At 60.0% G+C, this 20,994-nt stretch carries 21 protein-coding genes; 17 read left to right on the top strand and 4 right to left on the bottom strand.

Features of this window, described 5'->3' with window-relative positions:
- The first annotated feature begins 63 nt into the window (after positions 1–63).
- Positions 64–2,340 carry a response regulator gene (locus tag Q1A07_RS09640; protein ID WP_299780151.1) on the top strand — a complete coding sequence of 759 codons (2,277 nt, stop codon included), beginning with the start codon at positions 64–66 and terminating at the stop codon, positions 2,338–2,340.
- Here Q1A07_RS09640 and yaaA read toward each other — a convergent pair.
- From yaaA to Q1A07_RS09620, 4 genes are all read right to left on the bottom strand, one after another.
- Complete coding sequence (yaaA, locus tag Q1A07_RS09635) at positions 2,325–3,104, bottom strand: peroxide stress protein YaaA (RefSeq protein WP_299780149.1); 780 nt, start codon at positions 3,102–3,104, stop codon at positions 2,325–2,327. The genes Q1A07_RS09640 and yaaA overlap by 16 nt on opposite strands.
- Positions 3,105–3,154: 50 nt before the next feature.
- Complete coding sequence (recQ, locus tag Q1A07_RS09630; RefSeq protein WP_299780147.1) at positions 3,155–5,200, bottom strand: DNA helicase RecQ; 2,046 nt, start codon at positions 5,198–5,200, stop codon at positions 3,155–3,157.
- A 111-nt stretch (positions 5,201–5,311) separates the two neighbouring features.
- Positions 5,312–5,599: a YggT family protein gene (locus tag Q1A07_RS09625; RefSeq protein WP_299780145.1), complete on the bottom strand. Its 288-nt coding sequence runs from the start codon at positions 5,597–5,599 to the stop codon at positions 5,312–5,314.
- Positions 5,600–5,628: 29 nt separating this feature from the next.
- Complete coding sequence (locus Q1A07_RS09620; RefSeq protein WP_299780143.1) at positions 5,629–5,769, bottom strand: hypothetical protein; 141 nt, start codon at positions 5,767–5,769, stop codon at positions 5,629–5,631.
- On the opposite strand from Q1A07_RS09620, the gene Q1A07_RS09615 reads away from it, so the two are divergent.
- From Q1A07_RS09615 to Q1A07_RS09540, 16 genes are all read left to right on the top strand, one after another.
- On the top strand, positions 5,753–7,084 hold the full coding sequence (locus Q1A07_RS09615; RefSeq protein WP_299780141.1) for an MFS transporter: 1,332 nt from the start codon (positions 5,753–5,755) through the stop codon (positions 7,082–7,084). The genes Q1A07_RS09620 and Q1A07_RS09615 overlap by 17 nt on opposite strands.
- A complete protein-coding gene (mepA, locus tag Q1A07_RS09610; RefSeq protein WP_299780139.1) occupies positions 7,081–8,010 on the top strand; it encodes a penicillin-insensitive murein endopeptidase in 930 nt (309 codons plus the stop codon). Before Q1A07_RS09615 ends, mepA begins: the two co-directional genes overlap by 4 nt.
- Positions 7,989–8,906, top strand: coding sequence for an esterase-like activity of phytase family protein (locus Q1A07_RS09605; protein WP_299780137.1), 918 nt, complete (start codon positions 7,989–7,991; stop codon positions 8,904–8,906). The genes mepA and Q1A07_RS09605 overlap by 22 nt, the downstream gene beginning before the upstream one ends.
- 90 nt (positions 8,907–8,996) lie before the next feature.
- A complete protein-coding gene (locus Q1A07_RS09600) occupies positions 8,997–9,617 on the top strand; it encodes a queuosine precursor transporter (RefSeq protein WP_299780135.1) in 621 nt (206 codons plus the stop codon).
- A gap of 278 nt (positions 9,618–9,895) precedes the next feature.
- The gene (arfB, locus tag Q1A07_RS09595) at positions 9,896–10,318 is read left to right on the top strand and encodes an alternative ribosome rescue aminoacyl-tRNA hydrolase ArfB (RefSeq protein ID WP_299780134.1); all 423 of its coding nucleotides are present in this window, start codon (positions 9,896–9,898) and stop codon (positions 10,316–10,318) included.
- Positions 10,315–11,058 (top strand): SGNH/GDSL hydrolase family protein, encoded by a 744-nt coding sequence (locus Q1A07_RS09590; protein WP_299780133.1) that lies wholly within the window; start codon positions 10,315–10,317, stop codon positions 11,056–11,058. The genes arfB and Q1A07_RS09590 overlap by 4 nt, the downstream gene beginning before the upstream one ends.
- A 231-nt stretch (positions 11,059–11,289) precedes the next feature.
- Positions 11,290–12,609, top strand: a complete 1,320-nt coding sequence (locus Q1A07_RS09585) for an extracellular solute-binding protein (RefSeq protein ID WP_299780132.1) — start codon at positions 11,290–11,292, stop codon at positions 12,607–12,609.
- A 93-nt stretch (positions 12,610–12,702) separates the two neighbouring features.
- Positions 12,703–13,650, top strand: coding sequence for a carbohydrate ABC transporter permease (locus Q1A07_RS09580; protein WP_299780131.1), 948 nt, complete (start codon positions 12,703–12,705; stop codon positions 13,648–13,650).
- Positions 13,650–13,835 (top strand): hypothetical protein, encoded by a 186-nt coding sequence (locus tag Q1A07_RS09575; RefSeq protein ID WP_299780129.1) that lies wholly within the window; start codon positions 13,650–13,652, stop codon positions 13,833–13,835. The genes Q1A07_RS09580 and Q1A07_RS09575 overlap by 1 nt, the downstream gene beginning before the upstream one ends.
- Positions 13,832–14,770 (top strand): carbohydrate ABC transporter permease, encoded by a 939-nt coding sequence (locus tag Q1A07_RS09570; RefSeq protein WP_299780127.1) that lies wholly within the window; start codon positions 13,832–13,834, stop codon positions 14,768–14,770. Before Q1A07_RS09575 ends, Q1A07_RS09570 begins: the two co-directional genes overlap by 4 nt.
- Before the next feature lie 103 nt (positions 14,771–14,873).
- Positions 14,874–15,062, top strand: coding sequence for a hypothetical protein (locus Q1A07_RS09565; RefSeq protein ID WP_299780125.1), 189 nt, complete (start codon positions 14,874–14,876; stop codon positions 15,060–15,062).
- 4 nt (positions 15,063–15,066) lie between these two features.
- A complete protein-coding gene (locus Q1A07_RS09560; RefSeq protein WP_299780123.1) occupies positions 15,067–16,164 on the top strand; it encodes an ABC transporter ATP-binding protein in 1,098 nt (365 codons plus the stop codon).
- Positions 16,157–17,152, top strand: a complete 996-nt coding sequence (locus Q1A07_RS09555; RefSeq protein ID WP_299780121.1) for an ABC transporter ATP-binding protein — start codon at positions 16,157–16,159, stop codon at positions 17,150–17,152. The genes Q1A07_RS09560 and Q1A07_RS09555 overlap by 8 nt, the downstream gene beginning before the upstream one ends.
- A 12-nt stretch (positions 17,153–17,164) precedes the next feature.
- Positions 17,165–18,796 (top strand): dihydroxyacetone kinase subunit DhaK, encoded by a 1,632-nt coding sequence (locus Q1A07_RS09550; RefSeq protein WP_299780119.1) that lies wholly within the window; start codon positions 17,165–17,167, stop codon positions 18,794–18,796.
- A 10-nt stretch (positions 18,797–18,806) separates the two neighbouring features.
- Complete coding sequence (locus Q1A07_RS09545) at positions 18,807–19,883, top strand: LacI family DNA-binding transcriptional regulator (RefSeq protein ID WP_299780117.1); 1,077 nt, start codon at positions 18,807–18,809, stop codon at positions 19,881–19,883.
- Between the two features lies 1 nt (position 19,884).
- Complete coding sequence (locus tag Q1A07_RS09540) at positions 19,885–20,940, top strand: sugar phosphate isomerase/epimerase (protein ID WP_299780115.1); 1,056 nt, start codon at positions 19,885–19,887, stop codon at positions 20,938–20,940.
- Positions 20,941–20,994: the final 54 nt, after the last annotated feature.

Below are 20,994 nucleotides of genomic sequence, written 5' to 3'. Positions count from 1 at the left end.
ACAGATGTTCACCACATCTGTAGAAAGTGCGGCCAAAAGGTTGAAACGAATGCCGGTGGCCGGATGAGTATCGCCAACAGATTGGCAGAGGAGCGCCGTGGACGACTAGCCGCAGAACGCCTGCTTGAGCTCAAGCAGGCGGAGCTTTTTGCTGCGAACCGGAAACTTGGCGAACATGCCAAGGCGCTGTCCCATGAAATCGTGGAAACCCGTGCCGAAGTCGCGACCGTGCGCAACGAAAACCAAAAGGTGAAATCCGACCTTTCCGCCGCCCATGAGAAGATCGAACTGGTCGAACGACGCCTGTGGTACTCCATCGAAACCATCAATGACGGTTTCGCGTTCTTCACCCCCGATCTGCAGATGATCATGGCAAATCGCTCTTATCTCGCGGTCTTTGACAAGCTGGAAGAAATCAAACCCGGTGTCAGCTACGTCACGATCCTGCAGATGTTGACGGATGAAGGCATCGTCAACATCGGCGATAAAACCCCTGCAACCTGGCGACAGGAGATGATCGAACGGGTTCAGCAACCGGAACCCGAGCCGGTCATCATTCGGCTGTGGAACGGTGAATACATCAAGATGATAGACCAGCGTGGACCCGACGGGGACATCATATCGCTTGGCCTCAACATCACCGAAACCGTCAAGTACGAGAAAAAACTCAAAGCCGCGCGAGAGAGTGCGGAAACGGCCAACCGCGCAAAGTCCGCTTTCCTCGCGAACATGAGTCACGAGATCAGGACCCCGATGAACGGGGTCGTGGGCATGGCGGATGTGCTGGTGGATACCCCGCTCACCGAAGAACAACGGCTCTACGTCGACACCATCAAGAATTCAGGTGAGGCGCTGCTGGTCATCATCAATGACGTGCTGGACTATTCCAAGATCGAAGCCGAACGCCTCCAGTTGCACCTTGAGCCCTTCGATCTGGAGCAATCCATGCTTGAGATCATCATGCTCCTGCAATCCTCCGCGCGCGATAAGGGGCTGGATCTTGTACTCGACTATGATCTTTTCCTGCCCTCATCGTTCGTTGGCGACCGCGGCCGCATGCGGCAAATCCTGACAAATCTGATGGGCAATGCGGTCAAATTCACGTCCAAGGGTCATGTGACGATTAGAGTGCGCGGTGAACCTGACGATGCAACGGGCGAGATCACTCTTCGCGTGGCGGTAGAAGACACCGGGATCGGGATCGCCGAGGACATGATTGACCATGTTTTTGGCGAATTCAATCAAGTCGAGAATGAACGCAATCGCCAATTCGATGGCACCGGCCTCGGCCTCGCGATCACGAGCCATCTGGTTAAACTCATGGGTGGGCGTGTCTGGCTGACATCAGAGGAAGGTGTCGGTTCCTGTTTCAGTTTCGAGGTCACACTGAAAGCTGCGAACGGTATGCAGCTTGAACACCCTCATCTGCCGGAACAACTGCGCCATGTGATGGTCATCGATGACTTTGCACCAAATCGCGAAGTTCTATCACTGCAACTGCAGCAATTGGGGCTCAAGGTCACGTCTTGTGGCGACGGCGCATCTGCCCTGGGACTACTTGATCGCAGTGTGGATCTTGTGCTGGCGGACCACATAATGCCTGAAATGAATGGGCTTGAGTTTGCAATGACCGCGCGGGATGCCGGGCATCAGATGCCGATACATCTGCTCAGTTCCAATGTCGGCCACGCCCAAGCTGATGCAACAAAGGACAATGTGGACGTCATTTCACAGCGACCCTTCCCGCGCCGCGACATGCTGCAATGGCTCGCGTCATGGAAGGGGCGGACGGATGCGGCTGATGACGCTCAAGAATCCACCGAGAAGGACGCCGGGCCAGCCTTTTCGCACCGCGATGCGACTGTTGCATCAACGGACGACCAGGTAAAATCGATTGAGGAAGCACCCATTCCAGAACCACGCAAAATGCGTGTGCTGGCCGCAGAAGACAACAAGACCAACCAGCTGGTTTTTCGCAAGATGCTGAAGGACTTCGATGTTGATCTGCAATTTGCCAATGACGGGCTTGAGGCGGTTGAGGCTTATACCTCGTTCGATCCTGACTTGATTTTTATGGATATTTCCATGCCGCGCATGGACGGCAAGGAGGCGACCCAGAAAATCCGGGAAAAGGAAGAAGGGACAGGCCGGCACGTCCCGATCATCGCGCTGACAGCCCACGCAATGGAAGGGGACAACGTCGATATTCTTGCGGTGGGATTGGATCACTACATGTCCAAGCCGGTTCGAAAGGCGGAGATGCATCAACACATTCTGGAATACTGCCCGAAGGAGGCAATATCCCCGCGCGGCGAGGCGCCCAGTCAGGCCGTCGGATAATCTCGAACAAATACCGGCGTGCTTGGGGCCGATAGCTCCGCGCGGTAGCAATAACCCTCCCAGTCGAAACCCTGAAGGCCTTGTTCGTCCGTCAAGCGGTTCTGGATAACGTATCGCGCCATGGCGCCTCTCGCCTTCTTGGCAAAGAAGCTGACGATTTTTGGGCCTTTACCATCTTTCTTGTCCTCCATGAAAGACGGTGTAATCACGCGCAGCTTCAGGGCCTTGGGCGCCACTGCCCCAAAATACTCTTGGCTTGCGCAGTTGACCAACACCTCCGTACCCACGTTATCTGCCTGTACATTCAAGGCCTTGGACAATCCATCGCGCCAATAGTCATATAGGTTGTGCCCGCGGCGCGTTTTCATTCTGCTACCCATCTCCAACCTGTAGGGCTGAATGGCATCCAGCGGACGCAACAATCCATAAAGGCCTGACAGGATACGCAAGTGTTCCTGTGCCCAGGCCATATCATCCGCAGAGAGAGACGCAGCCTCAAGCCCTTGATAGGTATCGCCCGCAAAGGCCAGCGCAGCAGGACGCGTGAGCTCTGCCGTCGGTGCGTCCTCGAAAGCCGCAAACCGGTCCCGATTGAGCCGCGCCAGATCATCCGAGAGATCCATCAACCCTTTCAACCTGCCCAGCGTCAGGTTACGCGCCGTCTTCACCAGGCGGATCGCATCCTCCTGAAAATCGGGCTGCGTCACCTGAACGTCCCGCTCTGCCCAATCCAGCCGCTTGGCCGGTGAAATGACCACCAACATCTTTTATCCCCCATCGCGTGTGCATGCACCCGCATCACCTGAAGCGCGATCTAGCTCGCCTGCCGCAACACGTCCAGAAAAGCAGGTCCAAATCTTTCCGCGCGTCGGTCACCCAGCAACCGTTCGAGCGCAGACGGATCCGCGGTACGCAATTGCGCCACCTTCGCCAGCAAGGACGCAGAGCAACTCAGCGGTTTTTCCACCCCATCCGTGCCGCGCGCCAGATCCGCCTGCACCGCCAACAACCGGTCATAAACCGACCCGGCCGTGCGCCCGGCCAGTTTACGGCGGGTGGGGTGCATCTGCTGCGCCTCCCCAACGATGACCTCGAGAAAGGCATCGCCATAGCGTTCAAGCTTCTTTGCCCCTACGCCGCCGACCCGCGCCATCTCATCCAGGGTCTGCGGGCGCATCTCGGCCATTTCAATCAACGTCCGATCGTTGAAAATCACATAGGCCGGAACCTTGGCAGCTTCGGCAAAGGCGCGGCGCTTTGCTTTTAATGCCGAGAGCAACGGCGCATCTTCCTCTGACACCATCGCCTTGACCGCTGGGCGCCGGGTGGCTGCCGCCGCACGAATACTGTCGCGCCGCAAGGTGATCTCAGCCTCTGCGCGCAGGATTGGCAGAGCGGCATCCGTCATGCGCAACGCACCGTGTCGCTCCGGATCGGGTCGCACCAGATCATGCCCCATCATCTGCCGGAAAATCGCCTGCCATTGCCGCCGGTCATACTCGGTGCCGACCCCATACGTCGGCAGGTCCTGATGTCCACGCTGACGGATCTTGTCGGTTTCATTGCCGATCAGGATGTCGATCAGATGACCAGCGCCAAACCATTCATCCGTGCGCAAAATGGCCGACAGCGCCTTGCGCACCGCAGTGGTGCCGTCAAACACCTCCGCCGGGCGATCACACAGATCGCAATGACCGCAGCTGATATCGCTTTCATCAAAGTACCCCAAAAGTGTCTTGCGTCGGCATTCCAGGGCCTCGGCCAGTCCCAGAAGCGCATTCAGGCGCGCGTGATCCGCCGCACGACGTTCCGGCGGGGCCAACCCCTCGTCGATCTGCGCGCGCCGCAGACGAATGTCTTCCGGACCAAAAAGCGTCAGCGTCTCCGCAGGCGCCCCGTCCCGTCCCGCACGCCCGATCTCCTGATAATAGGCCTCTATCGACTTCGGCAGATCCGCATGCGCGACCCAACGAATGTCCGGCTTGTCGATGCCCATGCCGAACGCCACCGTAGCGACAACGATCAGACCATCCTCGCGCTGGAACCGGGTCTCGGCAATGCGCCGGTCCTCGGCCTCCATCCCGCCATGATAATGCAACGCCGAATGGCCCGCCTCCCGCAATGCGCCCGCCAGCGCCTCTGTCTTGGCGCGGGTGCCGCAATAGACGATGCCGGACTGCCCTTTGCGCGCGGCGGCAAAATCCAGGATCTGACGGCGCGGCCCATCCTTGGCCGCAAAAGCAAGGTGAATGTTGGGGCGGTCAAATCCGCGAAGGAAGGCGCGCGGGGCGTCCCCGTCAAAAAGCTTCTCGACAATCTCCGCCCGGGTTTCCGCATCCGCCGTTGCGGTGAAAGCTGCAAGCGGCACGCCCAGATCGCGCCGCAATGCACCGATCCGCAAGTAGTCAGGGCGAAAGTCATGGCCCCACTGGCTCACACAATGCGCCTCATCCACGGCAATCAACGATACACCGACCCGTCGCAGCAAACCAATGGCCGACCCCGCCGCCAGCCGTTCCGGCGCCATGTACAAAAGCTTCAGCCGACGCGCCTCCAGGGCCTCAAAAACCGCATCAGTTTCTTCAGGTGTGTTGCCGGACGTCAGGGCACCGGCGGCGACCCCGGCTTCCTGCAGCGCGCGCACCTGATCGCGCATCAACGCGATCAACGGAGAAATCACCACGGTGACTCCCTCACGCAGCAAGGCAGGCAATTGAAAACACAACGATTTGCCGCCACCCGTCGGCATGATCGCCAGCACGTTTTCACCGGCGGTCACGGCGTCGACAATCTCTCCCTGACCGGGGCGAAAATCATCAAATCCAAAGACGTCCTGTAACAGTCTGGCGGCGCCCGACATCCAATTCCCTTGTGCGTTCTCTGCTCGTTTTGTGCAGAGTCACATACTAAGGATTCGTGAACAAGCCCCAAGCTTCATTGTTCAAAAAATATGCCCGCCGGAGGCAAGAAATCAGAAGAAAAGCCCTGCGTTGTTGATCAGAACGATGCGCAACACCGCAACCCCCAGCAGCACAGCCAGGGGGGCCAGATCAATCCCGCCCATTTGCGGCAGGACACGCCGCACCGGCCCGTAGATCGGCTCCAGAAGCCGGTTCAACCCGTACCAGATCTGCGCAACCAGTTGCTGCCCTGTATTCAGCACCTGGAAGTTGATCAGCCAGCTCATGATCACATGCGCAATGATGAGGAACCACAGCACATCCAGCAGCAGCATCACGATTTGGAACAGCGATTGCATCGGCAAACCTCTTTTTGTGTCTGCTTCAGTTAAGCAAGCCATTCACAATACGCAAGGCTGCGCGCCATCTGTTGGTTGATGAAGCCCAAAGCTTTACTTGCCTGATCGCCACCGGGCTGATCTACCTTGCGCAGGGCAGGAACGGGCACAGCAATGATCAGCGCGCGCAAACGCATCTGGGGGTGGTACTCCTTCGACTGGGCCAGCCAGCCCTACAACACGCTGCTCATCACCTTCATCTTCGCCCCCTATGTGGGAGAGTTGATGCAAGACGGTGCCCGCGCGCAGGCCGCCTGGGGGTTTGGCATCAGCGCCGCAGGGATAACCATCGCCCTGCTCGCGCCCATCCTGGGGGCACTGGCCGATTCTTCCGGCAATCGACTACGCTATATCTGGCTTTTCTCCGCACTCTATGTCGTTGGCAGTTTCGGCCTGTGGTGGGCAAGCCCCGAGGGCTTCAATCTGCCACTCACGCTATTTCTCTTTGCGCTCGGGCTCGTTGGCATGGAATTTGCCACCATCTTCACCAACGCCATGCTGCCCGATCTGGGACCGCGCGACCAGATCGGGCGGCTGTCCGGCACCGGCTGGGCCATTGGCTATCTGGGCGGGCTGGTCACCCTTGTGATCATGCTGTTTTTCTTTGCGGAGAGTGCGGCCACCGGCAAAACCTTCATCGGGATTTCCCCGGCCTTCGGGCTTGATCCCGACCTGCGGGAGGGGACCCGGTTTGTCGGCCCTCTGACCGCACTCTGGTACATCCTTTTCATGATCCCGTTTTTTGTCTGGGTGCGCGATCCAAAGCCCGTCAAAAGCGCCAAGGGTGCTGTAGGGCGGGCGCTCAAGGGTCTTGCCGCCACTCTGCGCCGCCTGCCAAAAACCCCGTCACTCTTCTCATATCTCGGCGCCTCGATGTTCTATCGCGACGCGCTGAACGGCATGTATGCCTTTGGCGGCATCTACGCGCAGGGCGTGCTGGGGTGGTCCGTCGTCGACACCGGCGTCTTCGGCATCATCGCGATCATCACCGGCGCGCTCTTCGCCTGGCTGGGCGGCAAGGCGGATGTCCGGTTTGGCCCAGGTGCGGTGATCAAAACCTCCATCACCATCCTGCTGGGCGTGGCCATCGCCATTGTCTTTGTCTCCCGCGACAGCCTCTTCGGCGTCGCCTTGCCAGACGGCAGCCGCGCCCCTGATATCGCCTTCTACATCCTCGGCGCGCTCATCGGTGCAGCGGGCGGCACATTGCAATCGGCCAGCCGGTCCATGATGGTGCATCAGGCAAATCCGGAGCGCATGACCGAAGCCTTCGGCCTCTACGCACTATCGGGCAAGGCCACGAGCTTTCTCGCGCCTTTATTGATCGGCACCGTCACCGCGATCAGCGGATCACAGCAAATCGGCGTCACCCCGATTATCGGACTGTTCATCGCAGGGTTGATCCTGTTAGCGTGGGTCAAGCCAAAAGGAGATTTCAGCATATGACCCTCCGCCCTTTTGCCGCGCTTGCGATCCTGTTGTTTGGACTGGCCGCATGCTCGGATGGCACACCGCAATCAACGACACAGGCTTCCGCCATTCTGCCCACCATCGGCACATCCGGTCACGCAAAAAGCAATCAACCGGCCAAGCAGCTTTTCGGCGCAAAGCGGAATGGCTCCGCCGGCAGTCCCGCACCCTTTGGCAGCTATGCCAAGGGCTGTGTCGCAGGCGCCGCACAACTGGCCGAAACCGGTCCTACATGGCAGGCGATGCGTCTGTCGCGCAATCGCAACTGGGCGCATCCGGCAACGGTTGACTACGTACAGGACCTGAGCCGCGCAGCCGCGCAGCAACCGGGCTGGAACGGCCTCTACGTGGGCGATCTGAGCCAGCCCCGCGGTGGCCCGATGCTGTCGGGTCACGCCAGTCACCAGATCGGTCTGGACGCCGATATCTGGCTGCGCCCGGCGGATAACCTCGCACTTTCTGTCGCCCAGCGTGAAAGCATCTCCTCCATCTCCCTGCGCCGCAACAAGGGCGCCTTTGTCAATGACAACTGGACCCGCCAGCACCACGAAATTCTGAAAGCCGCTGCCTCTGATCCACGCGTGGCACGAATTTTCATCTTCCCCGGCGCCAAGGTGCAAATGTGCAAAGACGCCAAGGGCGACCGCAGCTGGCTGCGCAAGATCCGGCCTTGGTACGGGCATCACTACCACTTCCATGTCCGGCTTGCCTGCCCATCCGGCGCCAAAGGTTGCGTCGATCAGGCCCCACCCCCGGCAGGCGACGGCTGTGCCGATGCGCAGGCCTGGGTGAACAGCATCCTGAACCCGCCGCCCCCTGATCCAAACGCACCACCCCCCAAACCCAAGCGGCAATTGTTGCTCGCAGACCTGCCTCAGCAATGCGCCGCAGTCTTGCAGTAGCTCTGATCACCATCGCGGCAATCGCACCCGTTTTTGTCTTTCATCCGCCTCCCGGACCACCCAAAGTTGCGCCTGAAGAGCAAACGGCACAACATCTCTCAACCTTCCAATGGCGACATGATGCCGAATGGTTTGGTGGGTTTTCGGGGTTTGAACTGTCCGAGGACGGAACAGATTTCTACGCTGTGACAGATCGCGGTCACCTGACACGCGGGCAGCTGTTACGCGCCAATGACCAGATTTCAGACATCACCCTTGAAGCAGATAGAGCGCTGCCTGATCGCCATGGCGTCGTCCGCGAATTCCCGCATAGCGATGCCGAAGGCCTGGCACTGGATGCAGAGGGCCGCCTTTTTGTGTCTTTCGAATTTGCGCATCGCATTCTGCGGTATGACAGTTGGGACAGTGTTGCCAAATGGCCGTCGTACACCCGCGCATGGCGGGCGCTTGGCGGCAACAAAGGGCTTGAACTGGTCGCGGTGCATCCGGAGGCGGGCCTGATCTCGATCCCGGAAGGTGTTGCACGACATGCATGGGAAGCCTTGGTCTACCAGCGCCGACCGGGCGAGGAGTGGGACCAGCCCTTCACGTTACCCGTCGATGATGGCTTCCTGCCGGTCGGTGGCGATTTCGGACCGGATGGCAAATTCTACCTGCTGGAGCGTGCCTTTGTCTGGGCGGGATTTCGCAGTCGTGTCCGGCGCATGACCCTGACTGCCGATGGATTTGAGCAGATCGAAACCGTTCTGGAAACGCCGCATCGGCGACATGGAAATCTGGAAGGGCTCGCCGTGTGGGCGGACGGAACAGGTGACATCCGCCTCACGATGATCTCTGATGACAACTTCCTACCCATATTACGCACAGAAATCGTTGAGTACATTCTAAAGGAGTGACTTGCGCCGCTGAGCCGGAGCGCCTAAAGACCGCGCGTCGGCCAAGATGGTCGACCAAGTGCCGCACCCTTGCCAAAACGGATACATCATATGACACGCGCTCACCTTCCCGGCATCCTTGCCATGGCCGCCATCGTTGTGGCCTCGAATATTCTCGTTCAGTTCCTCTTTGGTCAGTGGCTGACCTGGGGGGCTTTCACCTATCCGCTGGCTTTCCTGGTCACTGATGTCATGAACCGCGTCTATGGTGCAGGCCCCGCGCGCCGCGTCGTTTTTGTGGGTTTTCTGGTGGGCGTCGGTTGCTCGCTGATCGGGACGCAGATCATGGGCGAGTTCGGCCCGCTGGTCACGTTGCGCATCGCGCTCGGGTCGGGCCTTGCTTTCCTGACGGCACAACTCCTTGACGTTGCGATCTTCTCGGCCCTGCGCGATGGCCGCTGGTGGCGCGCCCCGCTGGCCTCCACGTTGGTCGGCAGCACCGTGGATACAGCACTCTTCTTCACCATTGCTTTCTCCGCCAGCCTTACCTTCATCGAGCCCGCAAATGACGTGAGCTGGGCCGGAGAAGTGCTGCCCATCCTTGGCCTAGGGCCTGCCGCACCGCTCTGGGTGTCCCTCGCACTGGCCGACTGGGTGGTGAAGCTGGCGCTGGCGCTCCTGGCGCTTGTTCCCTTCCGGCTGATCACGGCTCGGCTCACCCTCGCCCACTAGACCTGCGTTAACGAAAAAACACTTGGTGATTTCCAAAACCTGTGCGACGATTCTTTCAACGTCAACAGATAGGTAAAGGAGGTGATCCAGTGTCAAGAAAGGTATTGGAGCGAGGTGTCGGAACAGCTTTGGAGGTCGCCTGCTGAGGCAGCCCTTGACGGGCAGAACTCCTGAGTGGACATCGGTCTAACCGATCCCCCTCCTGAAACCATTCGATTGGGCCGCACTGACAAGGTGCGGCCCTTTTTTGTAGTCCGTATTCGTGGCACAACACCGTGATGGTACGGATCAATGACGATATTGAAATCCAGAACTGGGAGTTGACCGAGAGCTTCGTGCGCGCCTCGGGTCCCGGTGGGCAGAACGTCAACAAGGTGGCGACTGCAGTCGAACTGCGGTTTGAAGCCGCACGCTCTCCTTCATTGCCAGATCCGGTGAAAACGCGACTAAAACGCCTGGCCGGACGCCGGTGGACGACTGAAGGAGCGCTCATCATCCAATGTGACGAAACCCGTAGTCAGGCGCGCAACCGCGACATCGCCCGCAACCGGCTGGTCGATCTCATCCGCAAAGCGCTTCACCGCCCTAAAAAGCGTATTCCTACGCGGCCCACGCTCGGTGCAAAAAAACGACGCCTCAAGGCAAAGAAGGTTCGCGGTGAGGTCAAGGCCATGCGTGGCCCGATCAAGGACCACGAATGAACCGTCGGCAGGCCATCGGACTGGCTGGTGGTGCACTCGCCACGGGTCTGACAGCAGGCGCGGGGCTGACACTGCGCCTGCATCGGGAGCCGCGCCGCCTGCCCTTTCTGACGGATGCGCATTTGGCCACGATCAGCCCGGACCCTGCTGGCCCTCCGGCAATCCTGTTTATCGGAAACTCCATGATAATGGGACATAACGTGCCCAGTCTGGTGATAGAGCGCGCGGCAAAAGATGGCATCGCATTGCAAGTAGGAATGGCGGCAGCTCACGGCGCGCGCCTGATCGAAACTGTGCGTATAGACGCGCTCCGCCAAGTGCTGTCACAAAACCGGTGGGATGCGTTGGTTCTACAGGATTTCACCATGACCCCCCTGCGCGTCATAGACAGGTGGGGCTCACTTCTTGCGATGCGCAGACTGGCTGCCTGGACTGGCGCGACCAGCGTGTTGCTGTGCCCGCCGTGGCCCGCCCGTGCCGACACCTCGATCTATCGCGACGCAGGCCGCGCCATCGTCCGCCCCGATGACCCTTCAGACTACGCGCGCCGAACGATGGCCTATTATGATCACGCGGCCAGCCAAATCGGTGCAGATGTCGTAAACCTGCCCGACACGTGGCGTCTCGCAGTTGAAGCTGGCCAGCCGCTCTATGCGAGAGACGGACATCATGCCAGCCCAGCTGGTGCCAGTTTCGCCGCCGAGCAGGTCTGGACGGCGCTGTCAAAACATCTGATTTGAGACGCGCCACAGTCCACCTTGAAAACCGTATCTGCCCATAAGGGGCCGACCCAGTTGTCGGTTCGATCTACTCAAATATATAATATTTCAATTGTTATCAGCATCTTGGTATATTTTTGAGGGACGTACCTCAAAAATAGTTGGACATGAGGTACGTCCCTCACCTAGCCTCTGCTTGTCACAACTCCGAATCGGCAACGACCGGGCGGAGGACAATTTGGGAGGAACACCATGAAGTATTCGAAACTGACGGCCGTCAGCGCTCTCAGCCTTGCCGCGGCAGGCTTCGGGGCATCTGCTCAGGCCGAAGACCTGACATTGTGCTGGGCGGCTTGGGACCCGGCAAACGCTTTGGTCGAACTCAGCAAGGAGTTCGAAGCGCAATCCGGCCACACCATGAATTTCGAGTTCATCCCATGGCCCAATTTCGCCGACCGAATGCTGAACGAGCTTAATTCCGGCGGTAACCTCTGCGACCTGCTGATCGGCGACAGCCAGTGGATCGGCGGCGGCGCCGAGAATGGCCATTATGTCAAGCTGAACGACTTCTTCGACGCTGAGGGCATCTCCATGGGCGACTTCGCCGATGCCACTGTCTACGCCTACTCCACGTGGCCCAAAGGGTCCGAAAACTACTACGCCCTGCCCGCCATGGGGGATGCCAACGGCTGGTTCTACCGCAAGGACTGGTTCGAGCGCGACGACATCCGCGCCGCCTTTCAGGAGGCCACAGGCCGCGAGTTGGCTGAGCCCAAGACCCAGAAAGAGCTCTTGGAAATTGCGCAATTCTTTCAGGAGCGCGAGATCGACGGGCAAACCGTCTATGGCGCCGCCATCTTCACCGAGCGTGGCTCGGAAGGCATCACCATGGGCGTAACCGGCGCGCTTTACCCCTGGGGCTTCAAATATGAAAACACCCCCGGCTCCTACGATATGGAAGGCGCTGTGAACTCACCGGAGGCGGTCGAAGCACTTGAATTCTATAAAGAATTCTACGAAACAGCGACCCCGCCGGGCTACACCAACTCCTACATGGGCGAGAGCCTCGACGCGTTTAAATCCGGTCAGGTGGCGATGGCGATGAACTGGTTCGCCTTCTTCCCCGGCCTCTACGCCGACCCGAACACCGGGGGCGACAAGATCGACTTCTTCGTGAACCCGCCGCAGAACCAGGCCGGCTCAACACTGGGTGGACAGGGCATTTCGGTGGTGGCCTACTCCGACAAACAGGACGCAGCGCTTGAGTACATCAAGTGGTTCGCGGACCCGGAGGTTCAGCAGAAATGGTGGGATCTGGGCGGCTACTCCGCACACAATGCCGTGCTCGAAAGCCCGACCTTCAAGGACAGCGCGCCCTTCGCCGGTGACTTCCTCGAGGCCATGGGCGCGGTGCAGGACTTCTGGCAGGAACCGGCTTATGCCGAACTGCTGCTGGCCATGCAGAAACGCATCCACGACTACGTGGTTGCCGATCAGGGCACAGCCAAGGAAGCGCTCGACAAGCTGATCGAGGATTGGACCGAAACCTTCGAAGACGAAGGCAAGCTCTGAACCAAACTCAGGTGGGCCACCCGCCCACCTGACCTCTCCACAAGCAGGTAGGGTGGGCCTTTGGGCCACCTGACCACGGGAAAGCTGTGCCAGATGACCGAGACCCCCCTGACCCGCGCCGCGAATGCCACACCGCCATCCGTGGCCCGCAAGATCAAAGGCCTCAGCGACCGTGCCATCGCATGGATTTTCGTGGGCCCAACGATCTTTCTGCTGCTGGCGATCAATATCTTCCCGCTGATCTGGACGATCAATCTCAGCTTCACCAACTTCCGGGCCAACCGCCCGAACCGCGAGGTCGAATACGTGGGCCTGCGCAACTACGAGCGTATCCTCACCGACACCGACATCTGGCTGAACATGCAGGCCACTGCGCATTTCCTGTTCTGGACCATCGTCCTGCAAGTGCTGATCGGATTCACTCTGGCCTATCTGATCAACAAGAAATTCAAGGGCAACGACCTCTGGACCACGATCATCGTGCTACCGATGATGCTGTCCCCTGCCGTGGTCGGGAACTTCTGGAAATTCCTCTACCAGCCGCAGATCGGACTTTTCAATTACATCGTCGCCTTCTTCACCGGCAAGGACCCGTCCAGCTTCGAGATGCTGGGGCAGGTGAACCTTGCGCCCTGGTCCATCGTGATCGTCGACACCTGGATGTGGACGCCCTTCGTGATGCTGATCTGTCTTGCCGGGCTGCGCTCGATCCCCGACTACATCTATGAAGCGGCCGAGATCGACCGCGCCTCCAAATGGCGGCAGTTCTGGACGATCACGGTGCCCATGGTTATGCCCTTCCTGATGCTCGCGGTGCTCTTCCGCGGCATCGAGAACTTCAAGATGTTCGACCTGGTGGTGCAGCTCACCGGCGGCGGCCCCGGTTCCACAACCGAGCTGACCTCGATCAACCTCAAGCGCGAAGCCTTTGAGAAATGGCGCACGGGCTATGCCTCGGCCTACGCAATCATCCTCTTCGTAACCGTCTTCGGCCTCGCCTCGATCTACGTGAAGGCCCTCAACAAGGTGAAGGAACGGTGATGTCCTTTTGCGAAATCCGCCTGCCCAAAGACGCCGACCTGTCCCGCTGGGCCGCCCCGCTGACCCCGCTGGCCATGGCCTTCGCCTCGCTCGCCGATCACGCCAACACCGACGCCGCCCCTGAGGCGCCGGAGGCCATGCGCATCGTCGACCCCCAGCCTGATGAGACTGAGACCCCGACATGAGTAGCTTCTCCGTCACAGAACCCAGCACGCGTTCGAAATGGTTCGCAGGCAGCCTCGTGATCCTCTACGCGCTGATCACCATGGTCCCACTCGCGTGGATCATGCTGACCGGGTTCAAATCCCCCGCCGACGCCATCAGCTACCCACCCAAGGTGATCTTCGACCCCACGCTCGAAGGCTACGTGAACCTCTTCACCACCCGGACGCGACAGACGGATGAGTTCCTCGCCGCGAACCCGCCCGAGACCTGGTACGAGGAGATCGTGCGTCAATACGACATGGTGATCGCGGGCCCCTCGAAGTTCAGCGAGCGGTTCCTGAACTCGGTGATCATCGGCTTCGGCTCCACCTTCCTCAGCGTCTTCCTCGGCACGCTCGCGGCCTATGCGTTCTCTAGGTTCAAGATCCCGCTCGCCGATGATCTGCTCTTCTTCATCCTCAGTACCCGAATGATGCCGCCCATCGCCGTCGCGATACCGATTTTCCTGATGTACCGCCAACTCGGCCTGTCGGACACGCACCTGGGCATGATCCTGCTCTACACGGCAGTGAATATCTCGCTCGCGGTCTGGCTGCTCAAAAGCTTCATCGACGGCATCCCAACGGAATACGAGGAGGCCGCGCTGATCGACGGCTACACTCGGTTTCAGGCCTTCTACAAGGTCGTGCTGCCCCAAGCCGCCACGGGCATCGCCTCGACCGCAATCTTCTGCCTGATCTTCGCCTGGAACGAATACGCCTTCGCGGTACTCCTGACCTCCGGCACCGCGCAAACCGCTCCACCTTTCATCCCGACGATCATCGGGGTCGGTGGACTCGACTGGCCCGCCGTGGCTGCGGGCGCGACGATCTTCCTGTTGCCGGTGATGATCTTCACGGTGGCTCTGCGCAAACACCTGCTGCGTGGCATAACATTCGGAGCCGTACGGAAATGACCTCGATCAGACCCTACACCACCGCGCGGCCCGCACCGACGTCATACCGACCCGACACCGACGAGGGACCGACAGCCCACCGACACCGATTGGAGGTCTCGACATGAGCAACTTCATTCAAGGCCTCCTCCGCCTGAAGCGCGGCCCGTGGGGACTGGTCGCCACCATCCTCATCGCGCTTGGGGTCTTCATGCTGATGCAGCCGTTCGTGATGTGGGGCTTCACCTACTCCTTCATCACCACCCTGATTGGTACGGTGATGTTCATCATCGTCAGCCACTTCCCGGAGTAGCCCTTTGGCCCAGATCATCATCAAAAACGTCCGCAAGGAATTCGGGGATTTCACCGCTGTGAAGGAAAGTTCCTTCACCATCGAGGACGGCGAATTCTTCATGCTGCTCGGCCCGTCGGGCTGCGGCAAGACCACCACCCTGCGCATGATCGCCGGGCTGGAACTGCCCACCTCCGGCGAGATCTACCTCGACGGCGAAGAAATCAGCCAGAAGCCCCCCAGCCAGCGCGATATTGCCTTTGTCTTCCAGATGTTTGCGCTTTACCCGCATATGAACGTCTACAAGAACCTGAGCTACCCGCTGGTCAGCCAGGGCATGGCGCGGCGGGACGTGAAGGCGAAGGTTGAGGACGTCGCCAATATCCTCGGCATCCAGAATATCCTGAAAAAGCCGGTAGGCGGCCTCTCGGGGGGGGACCGACAGCGCGTGGCGCTTGGCCGCGCCATCGTGCGCGACCCCAAGGCCTTCATGATGGATGAACCCTTGGGCGCGCTCGACGCCGAATTTCGCGAGCATATGGCCGAAGAGCTGCGCGCCCTGCACGACCGCATGGGCGCCACCACCGTCTATGTCACCCATGACCAGTTGGAGGCCATGCAGATGGGCGACAAAATCGTGGTGATGAACAACGCCGTTGTCGAACAATTCGGCACCCCGCAAGAGATCTACGACAAGCCCGCCACCATGTTCGTGGCCGACTTCATCGGCTCACCGTCGATGAATTTCCTGCCCTTCCACGGGTCGGTGGCGGAAGGGGCGCAGACCGTTGATCTGCAGGGACAATCCATCGCCGTGCCACGCCAGATGCAGGGCGCTTCTGGCAAACTCGTCTTCGGTGTCCGGCCCGAACATGTGACCCTCAGCGACACGGGTGCCTATCGCGGCGAGGTGCTGGCCACCGAGTACCTCGGCACCACGCAAATCATCACGCTGGATACACCGAACGGCGCGTTGAAAGCGCGCGCGCCTGCAGGACAGGTGGCCACCGTAGGCGAGAAAATCGGCCTCGGCTTCAAGGGTGAAGCCGTCACGCTCTTTGATGAAAACTCCGGGCGCGCGCTGCGCTCCGAGCTGAATGAAGGGATCGTGACCCATGGCTGAAGTCATCCTCAAAGGCGTCTCGAAATCCTTCGGCGACACGGTCGGCGTGGCGGGCATCGACATGACCATCCCCGACGGCGCGTTCGTCGTGCTGCTCGGTCCCACGGGCGCTGGCAAAACCACAACCCTGCGTCTGATCTCGGGTCTTGAAAAGCTCGACGCAGGCGAGATCCACATCGGTGGTCGGAACGTCGCTAACGAAACACCCGCCCAGCGCGACGTGGCAATGGTGTTCCAGCAATATTCGCTCTATCCACATCTGACCGTGCGCGAGAACCTGGAATTCCCTCTGAAGTCTCCAATCCTCAACACGCCGAAGGACGAGATCATCCGCAAAGTGAATGAGGTCGCAAACGTCCTGCAGATCAGCCACAAGCTCGACAACAAAGCGACGGCGCTCTCAGGGGGCGAGATGCAGCGGGTCTCTATCGGGCGGGCGCTTGTGCGTGAACCGCAGGTCTATCTGATGGACGAGCCGTTGTCCTCGCTGGACGCCAAACTACGCACCGATCTGCGGATCGAACTCAAACGCATTCAGGCCAGCCTCGGCGCGACCATCCTCTACGTCACCCACGACCAGATCGAGGCCATGACCATGGCGACCCACGTGGGCGTGCTGAACGAAGGGCGCCTGGTGCAATACGGCACACCGCGGGACATTTACGAGAACCCGAATTCTGTCTACGTCGCCTCCCGCCTCGGTCAGCCGCGCATCAATATCCTGCCCGCCGATCTCTTTGGTACCGCTCCGAAAGGCGCCCATCAGATTGGCCTGAGACCGGAACACGTCACACAAGGTGGAGGCCGAGCCGCACAAGTAGAGCGGGTGGAACATCTTGGCGATCACAGCCGTCTGCATCTGCACCTCGACGGGCATGACATTATCACACTGGCTGACCCACATGCAGACTATGCCCCCGGCAGCGCTCTGCAGATCGCGCCAAAAGACCCGCTTTGCTTTGACGCGCAGGGCGACCGAATCTACTAAAAGGAGAAGACGATGGCACAGTTTATCAACGGCAAGGACAGGCTGGTCACCGATGCAATCGACGGTCTCCTCGCGACGTCAGGTGACAGGCTTTATCGCCTCGACGGATACCCGCACATCAAGGTGGTCTGCCGCAGCGACTGGGATAAATCCAAGGTCGCGCTGATCTCGGGTGGCGGATCAGGGCACGAGCCAGCGCATGCCGGATTTGTCGGAGAAGGCATGCTGACCGCCGCCGTCTGTGGTGAAGTTTTCGCGTCCCCGTCGGTGGACGCCGTGCTCGCTGGTATCCTCGCCGTCACCGGCGAAGCGGGCTGCCTTCTGATCGTCAAGAACTACACCGGCGACCGGCTGAACTTTGGTCTCGCCGCAGAACGTGCGCGTGCGTATGGTTTGAAGGTAGCGATGGTCATTGTCGACGACGATATCGCTTTGCCCGATCTGCCGCAGGCGCGCGGCGTGGCGGGCACCCTCTTTGTCCACAAGATTGCGGGCCACCTGGCAGAAGACGGTGCAAATCTGGACACTGTGACCAAGGCAGCAGAAGACGCGGTCCGCGATATGGCCTCAATTGGGAAGTCGCTGGACACCTGCACAGTGCCCGGATCGACAAAGGAAGATCGGATTTCCGTGGGCATGGCGGAACTCGGCCTCGGCATTCATGGGGAGGCGGGCGTACAGCAAGTCGCCTTTGAAGGTGCAACTTCGGCGATGGACATGGTACTCGAAAAGCTGTTGCCGCACGTGAACGAACAGGAGTGTGTTGCGCTCCTGAACAATCTGGGCTCCACAACGCCGCTGGAAATGGCGGTACTGGCCCATGCGTTGACGTCATCGGACAAGGCAAAAACCGTGAAGGCCATGATCGGGCCCGCTCCCCTGATGACCTCGCTGGACATGCATGGCTTCTCCGTCTCGCTTCTCCCGCTAACCGCCGACCGCACCGCCGCGCTGAGCCGCGATGTGCCCTTGCCCGACTGGCCTGGCATGACCATGCTGTCCCCCGTCACAATCAAACCTCTGCCCGATGGGTTGAGCCCGATCCAGCCGATACCGTCGGATAATCCCGCAACACGTGCCCTGATCGAGACATGTTGCGACTTGCTGATCGCGGCGGAGGCGGACCTCAACAGCCTCGACGCAAAGTCGGGCGATGGCGACACCGGCAGCACGCTGGCCACAGCGGCGCGCGCGCTCAATGGATCGATGGATCGCATGCCCTTGGCCGACCTGACGCAGCTTTTCCGCGCAGTGGGTAACGAGTTGAGCCAGACCATGGGCGGCTCCTCCGGTGTGATCCTTGCGATTTTCTTCGGTGCCACGGGGGATGCCTGTGCCAACGGCAAACCTACAGCCGAGGCCCTGCAGACCGGCTTGCAGCGGATCAGTGAGGTGGGCGGCGCTGGGCTTGGCGATCGCACGATGATCGACGCCCTGCAACCGGCGCTGCAAGCCCTGACCGACGGTGTTGACGCCGCTGCACAAGCCGCCCGTACGGGTGCGAATGGAACTGCTGCTATGGGGCGCGCCAAGGCAGGTCGGGCGTCCTATGTGCCCGAAGAGAACCTGATCGGCCACAATGATCCCGGCGCCGAGGCCGTCGCCCGGCTCTTTGAAGGGCTGGCAGCTGCAATGAAAGGGTAGACATCGGACCATGAAGGTCAGCCGCGACGCCCCTTTGAACCCAACGGTGAACGACATTGCCCGTGTCGCGCAGGTCAGCCTTGCGACCGTGGACAGGGTGCTGAACGAACGTCCGGGCGTACGCAAGGTGACGGTCGAAAAGGTCAACCGCGCCATCGCCGATCTGGGCTATGTCCGAGATACGGCTGCGGCCAATCTGGCACGCGGGCGCGTTTATCGCTTTCTCTTCATTCTGCCGGCCACCAACAATGAATTCGTCGCGCTGATCGAACGGCAGATCACCGACCTGTCTGGCGGATTGAAACGGGAACGCACGCAGGTTGCCTGCACCCGCGTACCTGCTTTTGACCCCATGGCGCTGGCCGAGGCGATCAACGCGCTTGATCCGACACAGGTGGACGGGGTTGCGATTTTCGGTCCCGAGACACCCTCCGTACGGGACAGTATCTCAAGACTGCGCGCGCATGGGGTGTCGGTCGTCTCGCTGGTCTCCGACATCCCCAGTTCCGAACGCAACGCCTATGTCGGCATCGACAACATCGCGGCGGGGCGCACGGCCGCACAGCTGATGGGGCGTTTTCTCGGTCCGGTGTCCGGGAAGGTCCTGGTTGTCACCGGCTCCATGCTCGCCCGCGATCATCTGGAACGGCGCCTTGGCTTCGACGATGTGATGGCGCGGGATTTCCCGAAACTTACCGTGCTTGCGTCTTTGGAAGGGCGAGATGACCCCGATCTGATCGAACGGCTGCTGCCGCAAGCGCTGGCGGGCACAAAGGATATCGTGGGCATCTATTCTTCGGCAGCGGGGAATGCCGGGCTGATCCGACACTTCGACCAGCATCAAGAGGCCCCGTCTCCGATTATCGTTGCACATGAACTGACACCGCTCTCACGCGCAGCGCTCGGGGACGGGTTGTTTGACGCCGTGATCAGCCAGGATTCAGGCCATCTTGTGCGCAGTGCGATACGCATTATGCGCGCGCACAGCGACAGCGCGCCGATCAACCTGGCTCAGGAACGCATTCGAATCGACATATACATGAAAGAAAACATGCCGCCCGATCCGGACGGCGCATTGGGAGGATGACATGAAAACCATCAAGGGACCGGCGCTGTTTCTGGCGCAATTTGCAGGCGACGAGGCACCTTTCAACTCGTGGGACGCCATCACGAAATGGGCTGCCGACTACGGATACAAGGGCGTGCAGGTGCCCAGCTGGGACGCGCGGCTGTTTGATCTTGAGAAAGCGGCGACAAGCAAGGACTACTGCGACGAATTTAAGGGCCAAGCTGCCGCGAATGGCGTGGAAGTGACTGAGCTCTCCACGCATCTGCAGGGACAGCTTGTGGCGGTGCACCCGGCCTATGACACAGCCTTTGACGGCTTTGCGGATCCGGCGGTGCACGGCAACCCGAAGGCCCGGCAGGAATGGGCAGTGGATCAGGTGATGAAGGCAATCAGCGCCTCAGCCAATATGGGCATCAAGAACCATGTGTCCTTTTCCGGCGCGCTCGCATGGCCCTATATCTATCCCTGGCCGCAACGCCCCGCCGGGCTGATTGAGACCGCGTTTGATGAACTGGCCAAACGCTGGCATCCGATCCTCGACCATGCCGACGCGAATGACGTGAACATCTGCTATGAAATTCACCCAGGCGAAGACCTGCATGACGGTGTGACCTTCGAGATGTTCCTGGAACGTGTGGACAATCACGCCCGCTGCAACATGCTCTACGATCCATCGCATTTCGTGCTGCAGTGCCTCGACTATCTTGACCACATCGACATCTACAAAGACCGGATCAAGATGTTCCACGTCAAGGATGCGGAATTCAATCCGACGGGTCGGCAGGGTGTCTATTCGGGGTATCAGCCCTGGGTGGATCGTGCCGGGCGCTTCCGCTCCCTGGGTGACGGGCAGGTGGATTTTGCAGGTATCTTTTCCAAGATGGCGGCGAATGATTTCGACGGCTGGGCGGTGGTCGAATGGGAATGCTGCCTGAAGCACCCCGAGGATGGCGCGCGCGAAGGGGCACAATTCGTCAAGGATCACATCATTCGCGTCACGGAACGCGCCTTTGACGATTTTGCAGATGGCGGAACGGATGAGGCAGCCAATCGCAAGATGCTTGGGATCGGCTAAGCGTACCACGCGAAGATCTCGCCTGCTCGGGCCGTTGCGTATGCATATTTTTGG

It is taken from the genome of uncultured Roseobacter sp. (assembly GCF_947492555.1).
Classification (GTDB): domain Bacteria; phylum Pseudomonadota; class Alphaproteobacteria; order Rhodobacterales; family Rhodobacteraceae; genus Roseobacter.
The sequence above is the reverse complement of the archived record's forward strand: the minus strand, read 5'-3'. Positions and strand labels throughout refer to the sequence as shown.

Coding starts and splice junctions, on each gene's coding strand:
- Q1A07_RS09640 (WP_299780151.1), top strand. CDS start 64: ATGAGTATCGCCAACAGATTGGCAGAGGAGCGCCGTGGACGACTAGCC.
- yaaA (WP_299780149.1), bottom strand. CDS start 3,104: ATGTTGGTGGTCATTTCACCGGCCAAGCGGCTGGATTGGGCAGAGCGG.
- recQ (WP_299780147.1), bottom strand. CDS start 5,200: ATGTCGGGCGCCGCCAGACTGTTACAGGACGTCTTTGGATTTGATGAT.
- Q1A07_RS09625 (WP_299780145.1), bottom strand. CDS start 5,599: ATGCAATCGCTGTTCCAAATCGTGATGCTGCTGCTGGATGTGCTGTGG.
- Q1A07_RS09615 (WP_299780141.1), top strand. CDS start 5,753: ATGATCAGCGCGCGCAAACGCATCTGGGGGTGGTACTCCTTCGACTGG.
- mepA (WP_299780139.1), top strand. CDS start 7,081: ATGACCCTCCGCCCTTTTGCCGCGCTTGCGATCCTGTTGTTTGGACTG.
- Q1A07_RS09605 (WP_299780137.1), top strand. CDS start 7,989: ATGCGCCGCAGTCTTGCAGTAGCTCTGATCACCATCGCGGCAATCGCA.
- Q1A07_RS09600 (WP_299780135.1), top strand. CDS start 8,997: ATGACACGCGCTCACCTTCCCGGCATCCTTGCCATGGCCGCCATCGTT.
- arfB (WP_299780134.1), top strand. CDS start 9,896: ATGGTACGGATCAATGACGATATTGAAATCCAGAACTGGGAGTTGACC.
- Q1A07_RS09590 (WP_299780133.1), top strand. CDS start 10,315: ATGAACCGTCGGCAGGCCATCGGACTGGCTGGTGGTGCACTCGCCACG.
- Q1A07_RS09585 (WP_299780132.1), top strand. CDS start 11,290: ATGAAGTATTCGAAACTGACGGCCGTCAGCGCTCTCAGCCTTGCCGCG.
- Q1A07_RS09580 (WP_299780131.1), top strand. CDS start 12,703: ATGACCGAGACCCCCCTGACCCGCGCCGCGAATGCCACACCGCCATCC.
- Q1A07_RS09575 (WP_299780129.1), top strand. CDS start 13,650: ATGTCCTTTTGCGAAATCCGCCTGCCCAAAGACGCCGACCTGTCCCGC.
- Q1A07_RS09570 (WP_299780127.1), top strand. CDS start 13,832: ATGAGTAGCTTCTCCGTCACAGAACCCAGCACGCGTTCGAAATGGTTC.
- Q1A07_RS09565 (WP_299780125.1), top strand. CDS start 14,874: ATGAGCAACTTCATTCAAGGCCTCCTCCGCCTGAAGCGCGGCCCGTGG.
- Q1A07_RS09555 (WP_299780121.1), top strand. CDS start 16,157: ATGGCTGAAGTCATCCTCAAAGGCGTCTCGAAATCCTTCGGCGACACG.
- Q1A07_RS09550 (WP_299780119.1), top strand. CDS start 17,165: ATGGCACAGTTTATCAACGGCAAGGACAGGCTGGTCACCGATGCAATC.
- Q1A07_RS09545 (WP_299780117.1), top strand. CDS start 18,807: ATGAAGGTCAGCCGCGACGCCCCTTTGAACCCAACGGTGAACGACATT.
- Q1A07_RS09540 (WP_299780115.1), top strand. CDS start 19,885: ATGAAAACCATCAAGGGACCGGCGCTGTTTCTGGCGCAATTTGCAGGC.